Here is a 17122-nt window from a genome sequence, read left to right on the forward strand (position 1 = left end):
GAACCTCTCATGGTCTTGTCCATCTCGGGCGTCGTCCTGCTAGGCATCATCGCCTTCCTGTTCTTCAAGAAGGACGGGATGAAGCTGACGCACGCGTTCGTCTGCTCCCTCTTCGGCTTCTTCCTCGCCGGTTCCGCCATCGCCCCGAGCATCACGGCGTCCACGGCGAGCCTCGCGAGCCTGCTCGGCGGGATCAAGCTCTAGCCCGGCCACCGCACCGCTTCACCAGCCACACCCGAAACACACGTCACACGACAACTCCAGGAGACGCCCGTGGCCCGGCGCCCACTTCCCCGCATCCTCAAGGGCGGCACCGCGTCGCTGGTCCGGGGCCGCGACTTCGCTCGCACGGCCGCCGACAGTGCCACGGACGTCCTCCACCCGCTCCTCACCATCGGACGCGGCCTGCGCATCCTGGCCTCGGCCGGGCGGCGCAAATGGGCCGAGACCCCCAAGGACAAGCGCGGTCCCGCGCTGTTCCTGGGAGCCGCCTGCGTCCTCGTGGTCGCGCTCGTCCCCTACGGACCGCTCCTCGCCCTGATCACCCTCATGGCGGCGGCGGCCTGGCGGGGACGCGACCGCAATCCGGTGAAGACCGGGCCCAGCGAGGCCGAGACCGAACGGCTCGGCTCCCTCTACGAAGCACTCGTGCCGTACTTCTCCATCCCGGAGGACCCGAGTCCGCTCTTCGCCCACGGCGGGGAGTGGGACAAGGCCTTCAGCGGCTACGAGTTCGACGAGGCGGGCCGCGTCACCCGGCTCCACATCCGCTACCCGGCCTACTTCACCGATGGCGAGGCCGCGTCGCGGGCCCGGATCGAGGCACTGCTGCACGCCAAGTCCGGGCGCGGTCGGGAGTATCTCTTCGACTGGGACGAGGAGGGCAACCAGCTCGACCTGCGCGTGCTGGCGGCGCTGCCGACGGGCATCGCCGCCCAGCCCTTCGTGACCTCCCCCGGGGAGACCGTCCTCGGCTTCACCGACCCCGGCAGCGTGCAGCGCACCCTGCCCGTCCTGGAGGGGGACGAGCCCCGGGACGTACCGCCGGTGATCTGGCGGACCGGCCCCCGCTCCACCGAGCCCCACCTGCTGGCCGTCGGCCAGCCCGGCAGCGGCACCACCAGCCTGCTGCGCTCGATCGCCGTCCAGGCCCTGCGGCACGGCGGCGACGTACTGATCATCGACGGCGGCGGCAGCGGCGAGTACGCCTGCCTCTCCGGCCGCGACGGCGTCCTCGCCGTGGAGTCCGGGCCCACCGGGGCGCTGGCCACCCTGGAATGGGCCGCCCAGGAGACCGAGCGACGGCTGGTGGCCACCCACCGGGCCCGGGAGGCCGGCCGTCCCGCGCCCGAGGACACGCGGCGCCCCCTGTGGATCCTGCTGGACCAGCCGAGCGTGCCGACCCACCTCGCCGCCGCCGAAGGGCTCCCCGATCCGCTGGCCCGGCTCCAGGTGCCACTGCGACACGGCCGGGCCGCGCACGTCACGGTGGCCGTGGCCGAACAGTTCGACCACCTGGAGCTGCTGAACGACGCCGTCTGGCAGCACACCCGGGCCCGGATCGTGCTCGGGCCCGCCGCGATCCAGCAGATCGCCGACGTACTGGGCCTGCCGCCGCACACCACGCCCCCCGCGCAGATGCCGCCGGGACGCGGGTACGCCCGGCTCGGCACGGGCCCCGTCCACCGGCTCCAGGTGCCCTCCACCCCGGACCCGTACGACGACGCCACGCACCCCGCGTACCGCCAGGCGGTGCTGGCGCTCCTCCCCGAACGCCGCCCGGAACAGGGCGCCGACGAGGCCCGGGTCACGCTGACGAAGGCGGTCCGGGCGCAGCCGCCCGCGCAGCAGGGCCCGGCCGTCGACACCGCGGAGATCCCGGAAGTGGCGGCCGAGGCGCCCTGATCCGGGCCGGGACCGCGCAGCGCCGGACGGGGCCGGCCGGTACCGCACGGGGCCGGAGGGCCTACGCCACGAACGTGCGCGGGGGTTCCGCGCTGCCGCCGGCCGCGCCCGTGCCGACCAGGCGGGCCGCCGCGGCCAGGCGCCCGGCGGCCTCCTCGGCCACCGGGCCGCCGACCGTGAAGGGCAGCCGCACGTACCCCTCGAAGGCCCCGTCCACACCGAAGCGCGGGCCCGACGGAACCCGTACGCCGACCCGCTCCCCCACCTCGGCCAGCCGGGAGCCGGAGAGCCCGCCCGCGCGGGCCCACAGGGTCAGCCCGCCCCGCGGGATCTCGAACTCCCAGTCCGGCAGCTCCCGGCGGACCGCCGCCACCAGGGCGTCGCGGTTCTCACGGGCCTGCGCGCGGCGGATGCCCACGGCCTCCTGCCAGCCGCCGGTCCGCATCAGCCAGTTCACCGCGAGCTGCTCCAGCACCGGAGTGCCCAGGTCGGCGTAGGCGCGGGCGGCCACCAGGCTGCGGATGACGTCGGGGGCCGCACGGACCCAGCCGATCCGCATGCCCGCCCAGAAGGCCTTGCTCGCCGAACCCACGGTGACCACGGTGGAGCCGGCCGGGTCGAACGAGCAGACCGGGCGGGGCATCTCCAGACCGGGCTCCAGCTTGAGCTCCAGCATCGTCTCGTCGGCGACCAGTACGGTGCCGGCCGACCGGGCCGCCTCCACCATCGCCCGGCGCTGCTCCTCGGAGGCCAGCGCGCCGGTCGGGTTGTGGAAGTCGGCGACGACGTACGCGAGGCGGGGAGCCGAGTCGCGCAGCACCTGGCGCCAGACGTCCATGTCCCAGCCGGCCAGCCCCTCGGCCATGGCCACGGGGACGAGGCGGGCCCCGGCGGCGCGCATCAGCTGGAGGATGTTCGCGTAGGACGGGGACTCGACGGCGATCCGCTCCCCGCGCCCGGCGAAGAGGCTGCAGATGGCGTCGATGGCGCCCATCGCGCCGGTGGTGACCATGATCTGCTCGGGCATGGTGGGGATGCCCTGCTCGGTGTAGCGGTCGGCGAGCATCCGCCGCAGCGCGGGCAGCCCCGCCGGGTAGTCCCCGTGGGTGTGCGCGTACGGCGGCAACTCCTCCAGGGCTCCCTGGACGGCCTTGGTCAGCCACGGCTCGGGCGCCGGGAGGGCCGCGCAGCCGAGGTCGATCATGGAGCCGAGCGATTCGGGCGGCAGCGGCTCCAACCCGCGGGCGGGCAGCGGGTTCCCGGCGGGGACGGAGGTCCAGCTCCCGGCACCCCGGCGGGACTCCAGGAACCCCTCCCCGCGCAAGGCCTCGTACGCGGCGGCGACGGTGGTGCGGCTCAGGGAGAGGGAGCCGGCCAGCTCCCGCTCGGCGGGCAGCCGGGCGGCGACCGGAACGCGGCCTTCCAGGACCAGCAGCCGGATCCCGTCCGCGAGGGTGCGGTACGCGGGCAGCTTGCGGGCGCCCGGCGCGGCGGGCCGATCCTGCTGCGAGGTGATCAGGCGGGCGAGCTGTGCGGCGCCGACCGCCGAGGTCCATTCGGCCATGCGTCCGGTCCACCTTCATCGGATTGGCCCCGGCCGGGTGTCAGCGGGGCCGGGATTGGATTGGGAACTGCGGGCCCAGCCTGCCACGGACCAGTCCACCGACACCAGGGGAGAGCCTCCCCGGAGCCGATCTTCTGCTGCGCGACCGCTTCCGGTCACCGCCGGGCGGTCCGCGCGGGGGATACTGCGCGCGTGACGCACGTACGCCTTCGCCATCCGTATCTGGACCACCCGGCTCCGATCCCCTTCGCCCACCGGGGAGGCGCCGCGGACGGGCTGGAGAACACCGCCGCCGCCTTCCGCCGGGCCGCCGAGGCGGGCTACCGGTACTTCGAGACCGATGTGCACGCCAGCGCCGACGGGAAACTCGTCGCCTTCCACGACTCCACGCTGGACCGGGTCACCGACGGGACGGGCCGGATCGCCGAGCTGCCCTGGAAGCGGATCAGCGAGGCCCGGGTGGGGGGCACCGAACCCCTCGCCCTCTTCGAGGAGCTGCTGGAGGAGTTCCCGGACGCCCGCTGGAACATCGACATCAAGGCCGAGTCGGCCCTGCACCCGCTCGTGAACCTGATAGCGCGCAAGGGCCTCTGGGACCGGGTGTGCGTGGGCTCCTTCTCCGAGAGCAGGGTGGCCCGGGCCGCGAAGATCGCCGGCCCCCGGCTGGCGACCTCCTACGGCGTGCGCGGGGTGCTCGGCCTGCGGCTGCGCTCGTTCGCCATCCCGGCGGCGCTGCGGGTGGGGGCGGTGGCCGCGCAGGTTCCGGAGACCCAGGCCGGCATCCGCGTGGTCGACCGCAGGTTCGTACGCACCGCGCACGAACGGGGACTCCAGGTGCACGTGTGGACCGTGAACGAACCGGAACGCATGGAGGCTCTCCTGGACCTGGGAGTCGATGGCATCATGACCGACCGGATCGACATCTTGCGCACGGTGCTGGACGAGCGCGGGGCCTGGGCCTGACACGGCCCGAGGTGCCCGAGCGGGCTCCGGCGGGCCGTGCGGTACGGGGACCAGCGAGGGGGCACCGAATGAGTGCGCAGACCGAGGACGAAGCGGAATCCGGGGCCGACGACGGCAGATCGGGCACCACGGCGACGGCCGACGCGGTCGCGCTCGCCGACGCGGCCGCGCGCAAGCGCGAGCAGCGCGGCTGGTACTTCTACGACTTCGCCGTGTCGGTGTACTCGGCGAGCGTGCTCACGGTGTTCCTCGGGCCCTACCTGACCTCGATCGCCCGGGCCGCCGCCGACGCCGAGGGCTTCGTCCACCCGCTGGGCGTCCCGGTGCGGGCCGGCTCCTTCTTCGCGTACGCGGTCTCGGCCTCGGTGATCCTGGCCGTGCTGCTGATGCCGATGGTGGGCGCGATCGCCGACCGGAGCGGGCGCAAGAAGCCGATGCTGGCCGTGGCGGCCTACGTCGGCGCCGCGGCGACCACCGGGATGTTCTTCCTGGGCGGTGAGCGCTATCTGCTCGGCGGCCTGCTGCTGGTCGTGGCGAACGCCGCGCTGTCCATCTCGATGGTGCTGTACAACGCCTACCTGCCGCAGATCTCCACCCCGGACGAGCGCGACACGGTCTCCTCGCGCGGCTGGGCCTTCGGCTACACCGCCGGCTCCGTGATGCTCGTGGTGAACCTGGTGCTCTACATGGGCCACGACTCCTTCGGCCTCACCGAGGGCATGGCGGTACGGATCTGCCTGGCCTCCGCGGGACTGTGGTGGGGGGCGTTCGCGCTGATCCCGCTGCGCCGGCTGCGGGACCGGAAGGTGGTCCGCGAGCCGGGCGAGGGCCCGGCGGTCAGCGGCTGGAAGCAGCTCGTCGCGACCCTCAAGGACATGCGGCGCTACCCGCTGACCCTGTCCTTCCTGCTCGCGTACCTGATCTACAACGACGGCGTGCAGACGGTGATCTCCCAGGCCTCCATCTACGGCTCGGAGGAGCTGAAGCTGGACCAGTCCACCCTCATCGGGGCGGTGCTGCTGGTGCAGATCCTCGCGGTGGCCGGTGCGCTGGCCATGGGCCGGCTCGCGGTCACGTACGGCGCGAAGCGGACGATCCTGGGCTCGCTGGCCGCGTGGGCGCTGACGCTGGCGGCCGGCTACTTCCTCCCGGCCCGGACCCCGGTGTGGTTCTTCGCGCTCGCCGCGATGATCGGACTGGTGCTCGGCGGCAGCCAGGCGCTGTCGCGCTCGCTCTTCTCGCACCTGGTGCCGGCGGGCAAGGAGGCCGAGTACTTCTCGGCGTACGAGATGAGCGACCGCGGGCTGAGCTGGGTCGGCCCCCTCGTCTTCGGCCTGACGTACCAGCTCACGGGCAGTTACCGGGACGCGATCATCTCGCTCGTGGTCTTCTTCGCACTGGGTTTCGTGCTGCTCGCCAGGGTGCCGGTGCGGCGCGCGGTGGAGGCGGCAGGCAATCCTGTACCCGAGCGGATCTGAGAGGGGTCCGCGAGCGCGCACGGCCCGTATCCACGAACGAATTCCGAACGAATTTAGACGTTGAAGCAAAGGGCCGGTAGTGTACGCCTTTGGCCTGCCAGGCGGACCGTTACTGCGCGCTCAAGAAGCGTGGACGTTGGGTGACATCTGCTGCCAGATGTGACAAAACGGGCATTGGTGGGTACAACAAGGGGCGGCACGACGGGCGACGCATGACCCGGATCGGGAATCAATACCGCCGACCGGACGTTGACCGGATGACGACGACAGCGACACCTGTCCTGTGGGCGACAAGCCCGGGAGGCACGATTCATGAGTGAGCGAGCTCTCCGCGGTACGCGCCTCGTGGTTACCAGCTACGAGACGGACCGCGGCATCGATCTGGCCCCGCGCCAGGCGGTGGAGTACGCATGCCAGAACGGACATCGATTTGAGATGCCGTTCTCGGTTGAGGCAGAAATTCCGCCGGAGTGGGAGTGCAAGGCGTGCGGCGCCATGGCACTCCTGGTGGACGGGGACGGGCCCGAAGAGAAGAAGGGCAAGCCCGCGCGAACGCACTGGGACATGCTCATGGAGCGGCGCACCCGCGAGGAGCTGGAGGAAGTGCTGGCCGAGAGGCTTGCGGTCCTTCGTTCCGGCGCCATGAACATTGCCGTGCATCCGCGGGACAGCCGCAAGTCCGCGTAGTCTGCGGGCGCTGTACCAAGGAAAACGCCGAGGGGCCCGCCACACATCGTGTGGCGGGCCCCTCGGCGTTTCGTCGTCTCGCCCTCTCAGTCCGGCCTTCTCACGGCCCCGCGGCGCCCTACGGGGCGATCGGCGGGCGGTAGGTGGTGTCCGGGCCCTGGTCCCGGTCGCCGGGCCGGTCCTCTCGGACGACCTCGCCCTGGACGATCTTGCCGTCGGGGTAGTGGATGCGGGCCTGCTGGAAGGCGTCACCGAAGCCGCCGGCCTGCGTCGAGGCCATCTTGCGCTCCAACGAGCGGGTCGCCCTGCGCGCGACGAAGGAGCGTACGGGCGGCAGCAGGAGGAGCAGGCCGGCCGCGTCCGAGATCAGGCCGGGCATCATCAGGAGCAGTCCAGCGGCCATGGTGAGGCCATTGCCCCGGCCGGGCTGCTGCGGGGTGGGCTGCTGCCCCTGCTGAGCCTGCTGGAAGGTGTCCGCCAGGTTCTTGAACGCACGCCGCCCGGCCCGCTTGATGACCACCGCGCCGAGGACCATCCCGGCCGCGAGCACCAAGGCGACGGCCAGGCCGCCGCCGGCCTGCGCGACCAGGCTGAGCAGCCAGATCTCCAGGATCAGCCAGGCGGCCACCGCCAGGGGGAGGAACGTACGGGCGGGCGAGCGCCGCCGGGGGGACGTCGAAGTGCCCGTCCGCAGGGATCCAGTGCCGGTCGTCATACCGTCCAGTGTGCCTGGGCCGGTGTAAAAGTGTCCTCAGCCGGAGGTACCGGACATCCCCTAGGGGCAGGTCGGGGCCGAGCTCGTCGGGACCGGGCGGGTCGGGGCGGGCCCGTCAGGGCTTGGGGTGGTGCCCCTTGCCGAGGAGCTTGGCCGCCTGCGCCTTCACGCCCCACTGTGTGACGCGCCACAGGGCTTCCACCACGATGTCCTTGCTCATCTTGCTGTCGCCGAACTCGCGCTCGACGAAGGTGATGGGAACCTCCACCACGCGGAAACCCTTCTGCACGGCCCTGCGGGCCAGGTCGACCTGGAAGCAGTAGCCCGCGGAGGCCACCTCGTCCAGGCCCAGCCCCTCCAGCGTCTCGCGGCGGAAGGCGCGGTAGCCGCCCGTCACGTCGCGGATCGGGACGTCCAGCATCAGCCGGGAGTACGTGGAACCGCCCCGCGAGAGGAACTCCCGGCTCTTGGGCCAGTTCACGACGCGGCCGCCCGGCACCCAGCGGGAGCCGAGGACCAGGTCGGCGCCGGTGAGCGCGGTGAGCAGGCGGGGCAGCTCCTCCGGCTGGTGGGAGCCGTCGGCGTCCATCTCGACGATGACGCCGTAGCCCTCTTCCAGGGCCCAGACGAAGCCCGCGAGGTAGGCGGCGCCGAGCCCCTCCTTGCCCTTGCGGTGCAGCACGTGCACGTGGTCGTCGCCGGCCGCCAGTTCGTCGGCGAGCTTGCCGGTGCCGTCGGGGCTGTTGTCGTCCGCGACCAGGATGTGGGCCTCGGGCACCGCCGCGCGGACGCGGCCGACGATCAGCCCGATGTTCTCCGCCTCGTTGTAGGTCGGAATGATCACCAAGGCCGTACCGAGCGGTCCGTAGGTCCGCTGTCCGCCGTCGCTCACTGAGTCCCCTTTTGTGCTCGCGCACGTCCTGTACATCCGGTCGCAGGAAACGACTCTAGAACAGTGATCGGGGCACGCGGTCCTTCGGGCCGGTCAGACTCCCGCCGGCTGCGGGCCGCCGTGACCGTTGTCTACTGGACCGCGCGGCCCCGAACCGGGACCACCCTCCCCCGGGCTCCGTCGGAGTGGGCGGGACCCCCGGCCGGCGAAACCTTCCCTCGCCCCCGAGGCGCGGGCGCGCTGAGCAGACGGCTCCGTCCGGCACGGACGTCCTTGTGGTGGACCCGGCCGAACCTATCCGGGTAGGACCGCCCGTACCGAACCGAGGACCGCCGCATCACCCCTGTGGGCGTACGAATACTTCACGTCCGCCGACCACCGTGGCCAGGCACACCGGCAGTTCCGATCCGGGGCTCAGGTCGGGGAGCCCGGGGGTCCCGGAGCGCGGGTCGGTGGACCAGCGGGCGACCCGGTCGTCGGGGGCCTGCACGACCAGTGCGGCGTTCTGCCAGACGGCGTAGTCGGCCGGGGCGCCGGGGACCAGCACCCCCGCGTCGTCCCGGCCCAGCGCCCGCCAGCCGCCCCGGGTGTGGGCGGTGAACGCGGCCCGTACGGAGATCCGGTGCTCGGGCGTCCGGTGGAAGGCGGCCGCGCGCACGGTGCCCCACGGGTCGAGCGGGGTCACCGGCGCGTCCGAACCGAAGGCCAGCGGGACGCCCGCCTTGAGCATCGCCGCGTACGGGTTCAGGGTGCGGGCGCGCTCGGCCCCCAGGCGGTCGGCGTACATGCCGTCCTCGCCGCCCCAGGCCGCGTCGAAGGCGGGCTGGACGGAGGCGGTCAGCCCGAGCTCCGCGAAGGCGGCGATGGTGGCCGGGGTCATCATCTCGGCGTGCTCGACCCGGTGCCGGGCGGCGCGGACGCGGGCCAGGCCGACCTTCTCGGCAGCCGCCCGCACCCCCTCGACCACGGCGGTGATCGCGGCGTCCCCGATGGCGTGGAAACCGGCCTGGAGGCCCGCCTCGGTGCAGGCGGCCACGTGCTCGGCGACCTCGGAGGCGTCCAGGTAGCCGGTGCCGGTGTGCGGGGCGTCGGCGTACGCGGTGTGCAGGCAGGCCGTGTGCGAACCGAGGGCCCCGTCCACGAAGAGGTCACCGGCGGCACCGACCGCCCCGAGCTCCTTGGCCAGGGCGAGGTCCCGGTCGGCCCAGTACCCGAAGACGCGCGGCCCGGGCCGCTCGGCGGCCAGGGCGAGCAGGGCGGTGAAGTCCTCGGGGGAGGAGATGTCGGGCCCGCCGCACTCGTGCAGGGAGCCGATGCCGAGGGACGCGGCCCGGTCGAGGGCGGCCGCCTGGGCCTCCGCCCGCTGCGCCGGGGTGACGGCGGCGAGGGCGGCCCGCCGTACGGCGTGGTGGTCGTCGCGGGTCAGCGGCTCGTCGCCGGCGGGGCGCACCCCGGGGACGAGGTCGAGCAGGGCGGTGGTGACCACGGCCGAGTGGACGTCGATGCGGCTGAGGTAGAGGGGGCGGCCCCCGGCGGCCTCGTCGAGCTCGGCCCGGCGCGGCGCCCGGCGCTCGGGCCAGCGGGCGGCGTCCCAGCCGTGCCCGAGGAGCACCCGGTCCGCGGGGCGGCTCGCGGCGTAGGCCCGTACGAGGTCCAGTGCGGCGGCCAGGGACCGGGCGCCGGTCAGGTCCAGTCCGGTGAGGGCGAGCCCCGCGGAGGTGGCGTGGACGTGCGCGTCGGTGAAGGCGGGCGTGACGAGCGCGCCGTCGAGGTCGACGACCTCGTCCACGCCCTGGGCGAAGGCGTCGGCCGCGCCCTCGGAGCCGACCCAGGCCACACGGCCCTGCTCGACGACCATCGCGGTGGCGAAGGGATCGGCGGGGCTGTGTACCTCGCCCCCGCGCAGGAGGACGGTACGGGGGGATGCTCCGGCGGCGTCGACGGAGTTGGCGGTGCGGTCAGTCATGGGGAACAGTCTCGCCCCTCCGCCGGGCCCGGCCGGACGCGGGTGCGCGGCGGGAGCCCGCGGCGGCGCTCCCCCACCCGCACGGGCGGGGGCGCAGGCGAGTGGGGCGGAAGAGGTCCCCGGCCGCGCGACTAGACGCGGGGCGGGCGGGCCTCGTACGGGGTGGAGAGGACCACGGTCGTACGCGTCGAGACGTGCGCGAGGGCCCGCAGGCGGCCCAGGAGGTCCTCCAGTTCCAGGGGGGTCGCCACCCGGACCTTGAGGATGTAGTTCTCGTCGCCCGCGACGCTGTGGCAGGCCTCGATCTCGGGTACGCCGGACAGCCGTTCGGCGATGTCGTCCGGGGCGCTCGGGTCGAACGGCTTGACCGAGATGAAGGCCGTCAACGGCAGGCCGACGGCCTCGGGGTCGACGACCGCCGCGTAGCCGCGGATCACCCCGCGCTGTTCCAGCCGGCGTACTCGCTGATGGACTGCCGACGTGGACAGTCCGGTGGCCTTGCCCAGATCCGTGTAACTCATCCGCCCGTCCCGCACGAGCAGATCAACGATCTGGCGGTCCAGCTCCTCCATTGCGCTCATAGCCGCTCAACCTAAGGCCCAAGGGCGCTCCTGGCCCAGTGCTGTCCACCCACTGGAGGCATCTGCGGCGGGCATGTGACGAAGGCCACAGGGTCACGCAGGCGTACGGGGTCGTGTCGCGGTTACTCGTGCCGCGTGGCGGGAAGTGCTTGCTGTGGCCGTGGCCGAAGAACCTGCCCGCCCGGCCCACCCAAGGGGGAGTACATCCATGCTGAACAACACGCGCGCCGGTCGCACCGAACCGGAGCCCCTCGAACAGGTCGACGGCGAGGAGGGCGCGTTCTCCGAAGACGCCGAATACCTCGAAGACGGCGAGGGGTTCGAGATCCGCCACGCGATCTGCCCCGACTGCGGCCAGTCGATCGCCCTCGTCGCGGACGAGGAGTACCTGCCGCAGCACGCGCTCTGCCTCACCCCGTGGAACCCCTTCGGGCTCACGGTGTGCGCCGGCACCGGACGGCCCGCCGCCGACGCGCTGGCCAGTGTCGGCGCGTTCCAGTCGCTGGACGTGCAGGAGATCGAGTCCGTGGCGCTCCTGGCCCTGCCCCAGGGGCTGGACTGGCGGACGCAGCCCTTCTCGCACGTCGGCGGTCCGGGCTCCCGTCCCGTCCGGCTGATGCGGCCGGTCCCGCCGCAGACGCAGCAGCAGCACGCGCAGGCGGCCTGAGGGCACCGGCCCCCTGCGCGCTCGCCCCGGCGCAGGTCTACCAGTACGTTCCCTGCACCATGGCGGCCAGACTGGCATGGTGCAGGATCAGGCCGTCCGGGTTCTCCGGGATCTCGACCTCGCCGAAGTGCGCCTGCCGGTAGGCGATGCGCAGCATCACGATCCCGTGCCGCAGGGCCGCGTAGAGGGTGTGGAACTCCATGTCCCGCGGCGTGTGCCCGGTGAGTTCGGCGTACCTGCGCTCCAGGTCCTCACGGCGCAGGAAGTCCGGCAGGCCGGGCTGGCCGAAGCCCACGGTGAGGTCCTGGAAGAACCGGTGCAGGTAGACCGTCCAGCCGAGGTCCACCTCGCGCGGCGCGTACGCCGCCATCTCCCAGTCCAGGACGGCCGCCGGCGTGAACCCGTCGTAGACGACGTTCCCGATGCGGGCGTCACCCCAGTTCAGCACCGCCGGACCCTCGTCCTGCGGCCACAGCTCCTCCAGGCGGGCGAACGCCCGCTCGATGAGCGGTGAGGGGGCCAGGCCCTCCACCACCCAGGAGTAGTAGGCGCGTTGGGCGTCGACGTGACGGCGCAGCGGGCTGCCCTCGCCCTCGGGGAGCAGGAACTCCGCCTCCTTTGCCGGGAACTGGTCGTGCAGGCGCGCCAGCAGCGAGATGCTCGCCTCCTGGAGCACGGCGCGCTCGGCGTCGGTCGCGGCGTGCAGCCAGTTGCCCTCGTAGGTGTACGGCATGACGTCGGGCGGGACCCTCCCCTCGGCCCGGGCCATCACGAAGAACGGCGCCCCGAGCGGCTCCGGATCCTCCTCCAGCCACTGGACGGACGGGACGGGCAGGTCCGTGTGCCGGGAGACCAGACTCATCACGCGGTGCTGCCGCGGCATGTCGTACGACGGGAAGACGGTGTAGGCGGCCGGATCCGCGGCGAGGCGCAGCGCGCAGGCGCGGAGCGGGGTGTCGGGGTGCTCTATGTCGAAGAGCAGGGTCTCGCTGGACATGCCGTTGGAGCCGGGGACGGAGACGTTGGTGACCTTCGCCCCGGGGAGCCGGGTGTCCAGCCAGGCGGCGAGGCGACGGCCGAGCTCTTCGGGCTCGCGGGTGGAGGTGCGCGGACGTGGAGCGGTTGCCATGGCGGTGGGCCCCTTCCCTGTTCTGATGCTGATGCTGATGCCGGTCCTGTTTCCGACCCTGGTCCGGCCCCTGCTCCTACTGGGCGACGGACGAGTAGTCGGCGAAGCCGCTGGGGTCGTGGCGCCCGAAGCTGCCGTGCTCGAAGATGCCGTGGCCGACCTGTCCGTCGAGGACGAAGCGCGCCGAGTGGTCGGTGACCCCGAAGGCGGCCATCGGGTGCGCGCTCGGGTCGGAGAGGTCGTAGACGCGCCGGTCGGTCCAGCCCCGGCCCTGCCAGCTGCCGTGCTGCCAGTCCCCGGCGGGCGGATAGCCGGCGCCGACGGCGAGCGGGGATGAGTTCAGGATCTCCACGCCGAGTTCGAGCGGCTTGCGGGCCGGATCGGTGAGGTGGACCACCGCGCTCTCGGGGTGCCGGCTGCCGGGGCGGTAGCGGATCTCGGTCTGCGGCCAGCCGAGTTGGACGTCGTGGCGGCCGCTGCCTTCGGGGAAGACGAGTACGGCCTCGTTCAGCGCCCGGTGGCCATCGGCGTCTTCCTGGGCGATGACCATGACGAAGCGGTCCTCGAAGCGGACCGGGATCCAGAGCCAGTGGAAGCCCTCGGGCCGGTACTCCTCGGCGGCGCGACCGCCCTCCTCCCCGGGTATCGGGCGCACGCCCCAACTCCGGTCCCGCGTACCGGTCCACTCCCCCGGGGTGACGGTGAACTCCTCACCCTTGGCACGGATGGTGCCGGTGACATTGCCGGCCTGGACGAACCGGCGGCCTTCGAGGATGAGCCGGTCACCGCGCCGCTGCGTGTGGTGGGGCTCCCAGACGGCGGGGAACTCGGCGGTCCAGGTGAGGTCGTACGAGAGCCCGTCCGGGTCGTCCGGATCGGCGGCGCAGCGCAGCGTGAGCTGCTTGAGCGGAACGTCGACCGTGATGGAGAGGGGCCCGACGGCGAGGTTCATCCGATCGTCGGTGAGCGCGTCGGAGGCCCGGACGGCGAGCAGTTCGTCGCCGATGCGGAGGGTGGCGTAGGCGTCGATGACCCCGGTGTTGGGGTACACCCCGAGGCCGAGGATCAGAACGGCGCGGCCGGCGTGGTCGAAGACGTGGAAGATGCAACGGTCGTAGGCGTTCCGGTCACCGCTGACGACGTGCTTCATCGACAGCGGAGCCTGGTGGATCGGGTACTCGTCCAGTCCGATGGGCCGGTCGGCGGGCATGGCGAACCTCCTGCGCGGGGGTGGGACTTGCGGTGGTGTGGGTGCGGTGGAGTGATGCGGTGTGGAGTGGTGCGGTGTGGAGTGGTGCGGTGCGGTGCGGGGAGTGCACCTCAAGCGGATATGACGGTACGTCAGAAAGTGCGCCGTGGGCCAGAGTTCTGGCACGCTCTGACATGTCGGCACTACACGCCGCAGGGTGTTGACGCAGGGCGGCGCCGGCGGGAGGCGTCGGCGGGCGGTGTCAGCGGGCGGTGTCAGCGAACGGCGCCAGCGGGCGGTGTCAGCGAACGGCGCCGGCGAACGGCGCCGGCGAGCGGCGTCGGCGAGCGGCGTCGGCGAGCGGCGTCGGCGAAGGGTGGGGCAGGGGCCGACGGAGGCAGACGGAGGACCGGGCGGCACGAGGCCCGGAGCGGGGGTGGTCGGCGCCCCGGCCAGTCGGACAAGGGTTCCCGTCCCTCGCCCTCGCCCCCTCTCCGCCCCCGCCCCCGCCCCCTCATACCACCCCGGGGAACCCTCGAACGGATACCCGGGGTGTGCAGGGGATTACCCGTGGGCTCGGTGTCGCGTTGCCCCGGCATGACCACGGTTGAGACTTCCATGCCCCGGGCGGGACGCCGTCGGCGGCCGACGCCGCCCGGTTACGAAGAATCGGTTCGGCTCGGGCCCCGTCAGCGCTACCCCGATCCGCCCATCTACAGCGCCCTCATCGCCCACTGGACGGCGGACGGCCGGACCGTGCCCGGGCGGCGGGATCCCGAGTGGTCACGCGTCGCGTCCGCGCCGATCTGGCCGAACGGCCCGCTCTTCGGCGGCTGAGGGGACCGGCTCGACGGCCGGCTCAGAGCGCGAGCAGCCCGGCCGCCGTCGGGCGGAAGCCGCACTGCTCGTAGAAGGGCTCCAGGTGGGACTCGTAGTCCACGTGCAGCCACCGCGCCCCGCGCTCCCGCGCCGCCTCGGCCGCGGCCCGGACGAGCCGCACCCCGAGCCCGCCCCGCCGCTCGTCCGGATGCACGGTGGTGTCCAGGACGAAGGCGTGCACGCCGCCGTCCCAGGCCACGTTGACGTAGCCCACGAGACGGCCCTCGCGGCGGGCGGTGACCCAGGCCAGGCTGCGCTTGAGGACCGGGGCGAAGGAGACCTCCGCGTGCCCCGGCCACGCCGCGGCGAACAGGGCGTTGAGCTCGGTGTCGGCGAGGACGGGCCTCACCGCCAGTGCGGGCACCGCCGGCTCGGGCACCGCCGGCTCAGGCGCTGCCGGCTCAGGCGCTGCCAGCTCAGGCGCTGCCGACCCAGGCGCCACCGACCCAGGCCCCGCGGGCTCCCCCACCCCTGTCTACCGGGTCTCCGGACCCGCCAGGTGGCGGGCGATGACCATGCGCTGGATCTGGTTCGTGCCCTCCACGATCTGGAGCACCTTCGCCTCGCGCATCAGCCGCTCGACGGGGAAGTCCGCCGTGTAGCCGTAGCCGCCCAGGATCTGGACCGCGTCCGTGGTGACGGCCATCGCGGCGTCGGTGCAGAACAGCTTGGCCATCGCCGCCTGCCGGGAGAACGGCTTGCCCGCGTCGCGGAGGCGCGCCGCCGCGAGGTAGAGGGCCCGGCCCGCCTCTATCTTGGTGGCCATGTCGGCCAGCATGAAGCGCAGCCCCTGGAAGTCCGCGATCGGGTGCCCGAACTGCTTGCGGTCGAGGGCGTAGGCCAGGGCCTCGTCGAGCGCCGCCTGGGCGACGCCTATGGCGCATGCCGCGATGCCGAGGCGGCCGGCGTCCAGGGCTGCCAGGGCGATGGAGAAGCCCTGCCCCTCCTCGCCGATGCGGCGCGCGTCCGGGACCCGTACGCCGTCGAAGTGCAGCTGGGCGGTGGGCGAGCCCTTCATGCCCATCTTCTTCTCGGGGACGGCGGCCGTCAGGCCCTCCGCGTCGCCCGGCACCAGGAAGGCGGTGATGCCCTTGGGGCCCTCGACGCCGGTGCGGGCGAGGACGGTGTAGAAGTCTGCGACGCCGCCGTGGGTGATCCACGCCTTGGTGCCGGTGATGATCCAGTCGTCGCCGTCGCGCACCGCCTTGGTGCTCAGCGAGGCGGCGTCGGAGCCCGCGGCGGGCTCGGAGAGGCAGTAGGCGCCGAGCAGGCCGCCGCCGAGCATCGCGGGCAGGTGGGCGCCCCGCTGCTCCTTGGTGCCGTAGCCGGCGAGGCCGTGGCAGGCCAGGGAGTGCACGCTGACGCCGAGGCCGACGGTCAGGCGGGCCGCGGCCAGCTCCTCCAGCACCTGGAGGTAGACCTCGTACGGCTGCTCGCCGCCGCCGTACTCACCGTCGTACGGGAGGCCGAGCAGGCCCGCGTCGGACAGGAGGGTGAAGACCTCCCGGGGGAACCGCCCGGAGTCCTCCTCCTCGGCGGCCTTGGGACGGATCTCCCGCTGCGCGATCTCTCGTACGAGCGCGAGGAGGTCCCGGGACTCCTCGGTGGGCAGCTGACGGTCCACCGGCTGCGGGGCGCGGTCGGTCATGGCGGCGCTCTCCTCCCTCGTCGGGCACGGCGGCGACGCGCAAGGTGTGGTGCGCGCCACCGGGTCTCGGTGCTCTTACAGCCGATGCCGCCCGTCCCGGATCACGGAATGGGCTGTTCAGCGGCTGTGGCGGCTTGAGTATGCCCGATCAGGGGCTTCCCGTCACCGGGGCAAGATCACCGGGCTGCGCTTACGGCACTTCGGGGGCGGGAGGTGCCGGACACTCCGGGACGAACTCCTCGATCACCGTCAGCGTCGCGCGCAGCTGGCGCGCCAGCAGCGCTCCCAGTTCGTCCCGGCCGGGCCGTGCGGGGGCGTCGGTCGCCGGCGTGCCGACGCCCGGCCCGCCGATCCATTCCAGGGTGATGCCCTCGACGCCGGAGAGCCAGCCGACGAGGGCGAGCCGGGCGATCGGCGGGAGCGCGCGGTGCCCGTAGGCGCCTTCGGCGATGGTGGCGACGAGCTCCTCGCGGACGGCGTCGCGGATGGCGAGGACCTCGGCGTCGGAGCCGACGCCGCCGGTGACGATGGTGCGGTAGGCGGCGTGGTGGTGTTCGGCGTAGTGCAGGTAGCCGTCGATGGTGCGGCGGACGCGTTCGGCGTTGGGCAGGTCGGTCTCGCCGCTCGCGCGGGCGACCAGTTCGGCGACGGAGTCCTCGACGATGGCCAGGTAGTAGCCGCGCTTGCTCTTGAAGTAGTAGTAGATCAGCCCCTTGGCGACGCCCGCGTGCTTGGCGATGTCGTCCATGGAGAGCGCGTCGTACGAGGTACCGGCGAACAACTTCCGTCCGATGGCCATGAGTTCGGCCCTGCGTACCTGCGAACGCTCGGTCGTTCCGCGCTGTTGACTATTATTCAA

The 17122-nt window shown here is 72.9% G+C and carries 16 protein-coding genes; 6 read left to right on the forward strand and 10 right to left on the reverse strand.

Annotation, left to right across the window (positions count from 1 at the left end):
• Nucleotides 1–9 precede the first annotated feature (9 nt).
• Nucleotides 10–204 carry a hypothetical protein gene (locus tag ACFYYJ_RS19700; protein ID WP_136210723.1) on the forward strand — a complete coding sequence of 65 codons (195 nt, stop codon included), beginning with the start codon at nt 10–12 and terminating at the stop codon, nt 202–204.
• Nucleotides 205–273: 69 nt separating this feature from the next.
• Nucleotides 274–1905 (forward strand): hypothetical protein, encoded by a 1632-nt coding sequence (locus ACFYYJ_RS19705; RefSeq protein WP_389134065.1) that lies wholly within the window; start codon nt 274–276, stop codon nt 1903–1905.
• A 61-nt stretch (nt 1906–1966) separates the two neighbouring features.
• Here the strand turns inward: ACFYYJ_RS19705 and ACFYYJ_RS19710 are convergent, their stop codons facing one another.
• A complete protein-coding gene (locus ACFYYJ_RS19710) occupies nt 1967–3469 on the reverse strand; it encodes a PLP-dependent aminotransferase family protein (RefSeq protein WP_385365700.1) in 1503 nt (500 codons plus the stop codon).
• A gap of 192 nt (nt 3470–3661) precedes the next feature.
• On the opposite strand from ACFYYJ_RS19710, the gene ACFYYJ_RS19715 reads away from it, so the two are divergent.
• The 3 genes from ACFYYJ_RS19715 (at nt 3662) to ACFYYJ_RS19725 (ending at nt 6597) form a co-directional block, all read left to right on the forward strand.
• A complete protein-coding gene (locus ACFYYJ_RS19715) occupies nt 3662–4432 on the forward strand; it encodes a glycerophosphodiester phosphodiesterase family protein (RefSeq protein WP_385365701.1) in 771 nt (256 codons plus the stop codon).
• Between the two features lie 68 nt (nt 4433–4500).
• Nucleotides 4501–5910, forward strand: a complete 1410-nt coding sequence (locus ACFYYJ_RS19720) for an MFS transporter (protein WP_389134068.1) — start codon at nt 4501–4503, stop codon at nt 5908–5910.
• Between the two features lie 312 nt (nt 5911–6222).
• Nucleotides 6223–6597: an RNA polymerase-binding protein RbpA gene (locus ACFYYJ_RS19725; RefSeq protein WP_007262928.1), complete on the forward strand. Its 375-nt coding sequence runs from the start codon at nt 6223–6225 to the stop codon at nt 6595–6597.
• A 118-nt stretch (nt 6598–6715) separates the two neighbouring features.
• Here ACFYYJ_RS19725 and fxsA read toward each other — a convergent pair whose 3' ends face one another.
• The 4 genes from fxsA to ACFYYJ_RS19745 form a co-directional block, all read right to left on the reverse strand.
• Nucleotides 6716–7312, reverse strand: coding sequence for an FxsA family membrane protein (gene fxsA / locus ACFYYJ_RS19730; protein WP_385129794.1), 597 nt, complete (start codon nt 7310–7312; stop codon nt 6716–6718).
• 115 nt (nt 7313–7427) lie between these two features.
• The gene (locus tag ACFYYJ_RS19735; protein ID WP_385129796.1) at nt 7428–8240 is read right to left on the reverse strand and encodes a polyprenol monophosphomannose synthase; all 813 of its coding nucleotides are present in this window, start codon (nt 8238–8240) and stop codon (nt 7428–7430) included.
• Nucleotides 8241–8541: 301 nt separating this feature from the next.
• Entirely contained in the window at nt 8542–10170 is a 1629-nt protein-coding gene (locus tag ACFYYJ_RS19740; protein WP_389134072.1) for an amidohydrolase, read from the reverse strand.
• 131 nt (nt 10171–10301) lie between these two features.
• Nucleotides 10302–10742, reverse strand: a complete 441-nt coding sequence (locus ACFYYJ_RS19745; protein WP_328303565.1) for an Lrp/AsnC family transcriptional regulator — start codon at nt 10740–10742, stop codon at nt 10302–10304.
• Nucleotides 10743–10959: 217 nt separating this feature from the next.
• On the opposite strand from ACFYYJ_RS19745, the gene ACFYYJ_RS19750 reads away from it, so the two are divergent.
• A complete protein-coding gene (locus ACFYYJ_RS19750; protein WP_385128787.1) occupies nt 10960–11418 on the forward strand; it encodes a hypothetical protein in 459 nt (152 codons plus the stop codon).
• A gap of 37 nt (nt 11419–11455) precedes the next feature.
• On the opposite strand, the gene ACFYYJ_RS19755 is transcribed toward ACFYYJ_RS19750, so the two are convergent.
• From ACFYYJ_RS19755 to ACFYYJ_RS19775, 5 genes are all read right to left on the reverse strand, one after another.
• A complete protein-coding gene (locus tag ACFYYJ_RS19755) occupies nt 11456–12547 on the reverse strand; it encodes a phosphotransferase family protein (protein ID WP_385364768.1) in 1092 nt (363 codons plus the stop codon).
• Nucleotides 12548–12623: 76 nt separating this feature from the next.
• Nucleotides 12624–13757, reverse strand: coding sequence for a hypothetical protein (locus ACFYYJ_RS19760; RefSeq protein ID WP_385364770.1), 1134 nt, complete (start codon nt 13755–13757; stop codon nt 12624–12626).
• Between the two features lie 838 nt (nt 13758–14595).
• The gene (locus ACFYYJ_RS19765) at nt 14596–14994 is read right to left on the reverse strand and encodes a GNAT family N-acetyltransferase (RefSeq protein WP_389134076.1); all 399 of its coding nucleotides are present in this window, start codon (nt 14992–14994) and stop codon (nt 14596–14598) included.
• Between the two features lie 96 nt (nt 14995–15090).
• Entirely contained in the window at nt 15091–16263 is a 1173-nt protein-coding gene (locus ACFYYJ_RS19770; protein ID WP_389134077.1) for an acyl-CoA dehydrogenase, read from the reverse strand.
• Between the two features lie 190 nt (nt 16264–16453).
• The gene (locus ACFYYJ_RS19775; protein WP_385364774.1) at nt 16454–17122 is read right to left on the reverse strand and encodes a TetR/AcrR family transcriptional regulator; all 669 of its coding nucleotides are present in this window, start codon (nt 17120–17122) and stop codon (nt 16454–16456) included.

It is taken from the genome of Streptomyces sp. NPDC002467 (assembly GCF_042889825.1).
Lineage (GTDB): Bacteria > Actinomycetota > Actinomycetes > Streptomycetales > Streptomycetaceae > Streptomyces.

Bases quoted from the DNA above. Each gene is read 5' to 3' on its own strand.
- ACFYYJ_RS19700 (WP_136210723.1), top strand. From the start codon at position 10: ATGGTCTTGTCCATCTCGGGCGTCGTCCTGCTAGGCATCATCGCCTTC.
- ACFYYJ_RS19710 (WP_385365700.1), bottom strand. From the start codon at position 3,469: ATGGCCGAATGGACCTCGGCGGTCGGCGCCGCACAGCTCGCCCGCCTG.
- ACFYYJ_RS19720 (WP_389134068.1), top strand. From the start codon at position 4,501: ATGAGTGCGCAGACCGAGGACGAAGCGGAATCCGGGGCCGACGACGGC.
- ACFYYJ_RS19725 (WP_007262928.1), top strand. From the start codon at position 6,223: ATGAGTGAGCGAGCTCTCCGCGGTACGCGCCTCGTGGTTACCAGCTAC.
- fxsA (WP_385129794.1), bottom strand. From the start codon at position 7,312: ATGACGACCGGCACTGGATCCCTGCGGACGGGCACTTCGACGTCCCCC.
- ACFYYJ_RS19735 (WP_385129796.1), bottom strand. From the start codon at position 8,240: ATGTACAGGACGTGCGCGAGCACAAAAGGGGACTCAGTGAGCGACGGC.
- ACFYYJ_RS19740 (WP_389134072.1), bottom strand. From the start codon at position 10,170: ATGACTGACCGCACCGCCAACTCCGTCGACGCCGCCGGAGCATCCCCC.
- ACFYYJ_RS19745 (WP_328303565.1), bottom strand. From the start codon at position 10,742: ATGGAGGAGCTGGACCGCCAGATCGTTGATCTGCTCGTGCGGGACGGG.
- ACFYYJ_RS19750 (WP_385128787.1), top strand. From the start codon at position 10,960: ATGCTGAACAACACGCGCGCCGGTCGCACCGAACCGGAGCCCCTCGAA.
- ACFYYJ_RS19755 (WP_385364768.1), bottom strand. From the start codon at position 12,547: ATGGCAACCGCTCCACGTCCGCGCACCTCCACCCGCGAGCCCGAAGAG.
- ACFYYJ_RS19760 (WP_385364770.1), bottom strand. From the start codon at position 13,757: ATGCCCGCCGACCGGCCCATCGGACTGGACGAGTACCCGATCCACCAG.
- ACFYYJ_RS19770 (WP_389134077.1), bottom strand. From the start codon at position 16,263: ATGACCGACCGCGCCCCGCAGCCGGTGGACCGTCAGCTGCCCACCGAG.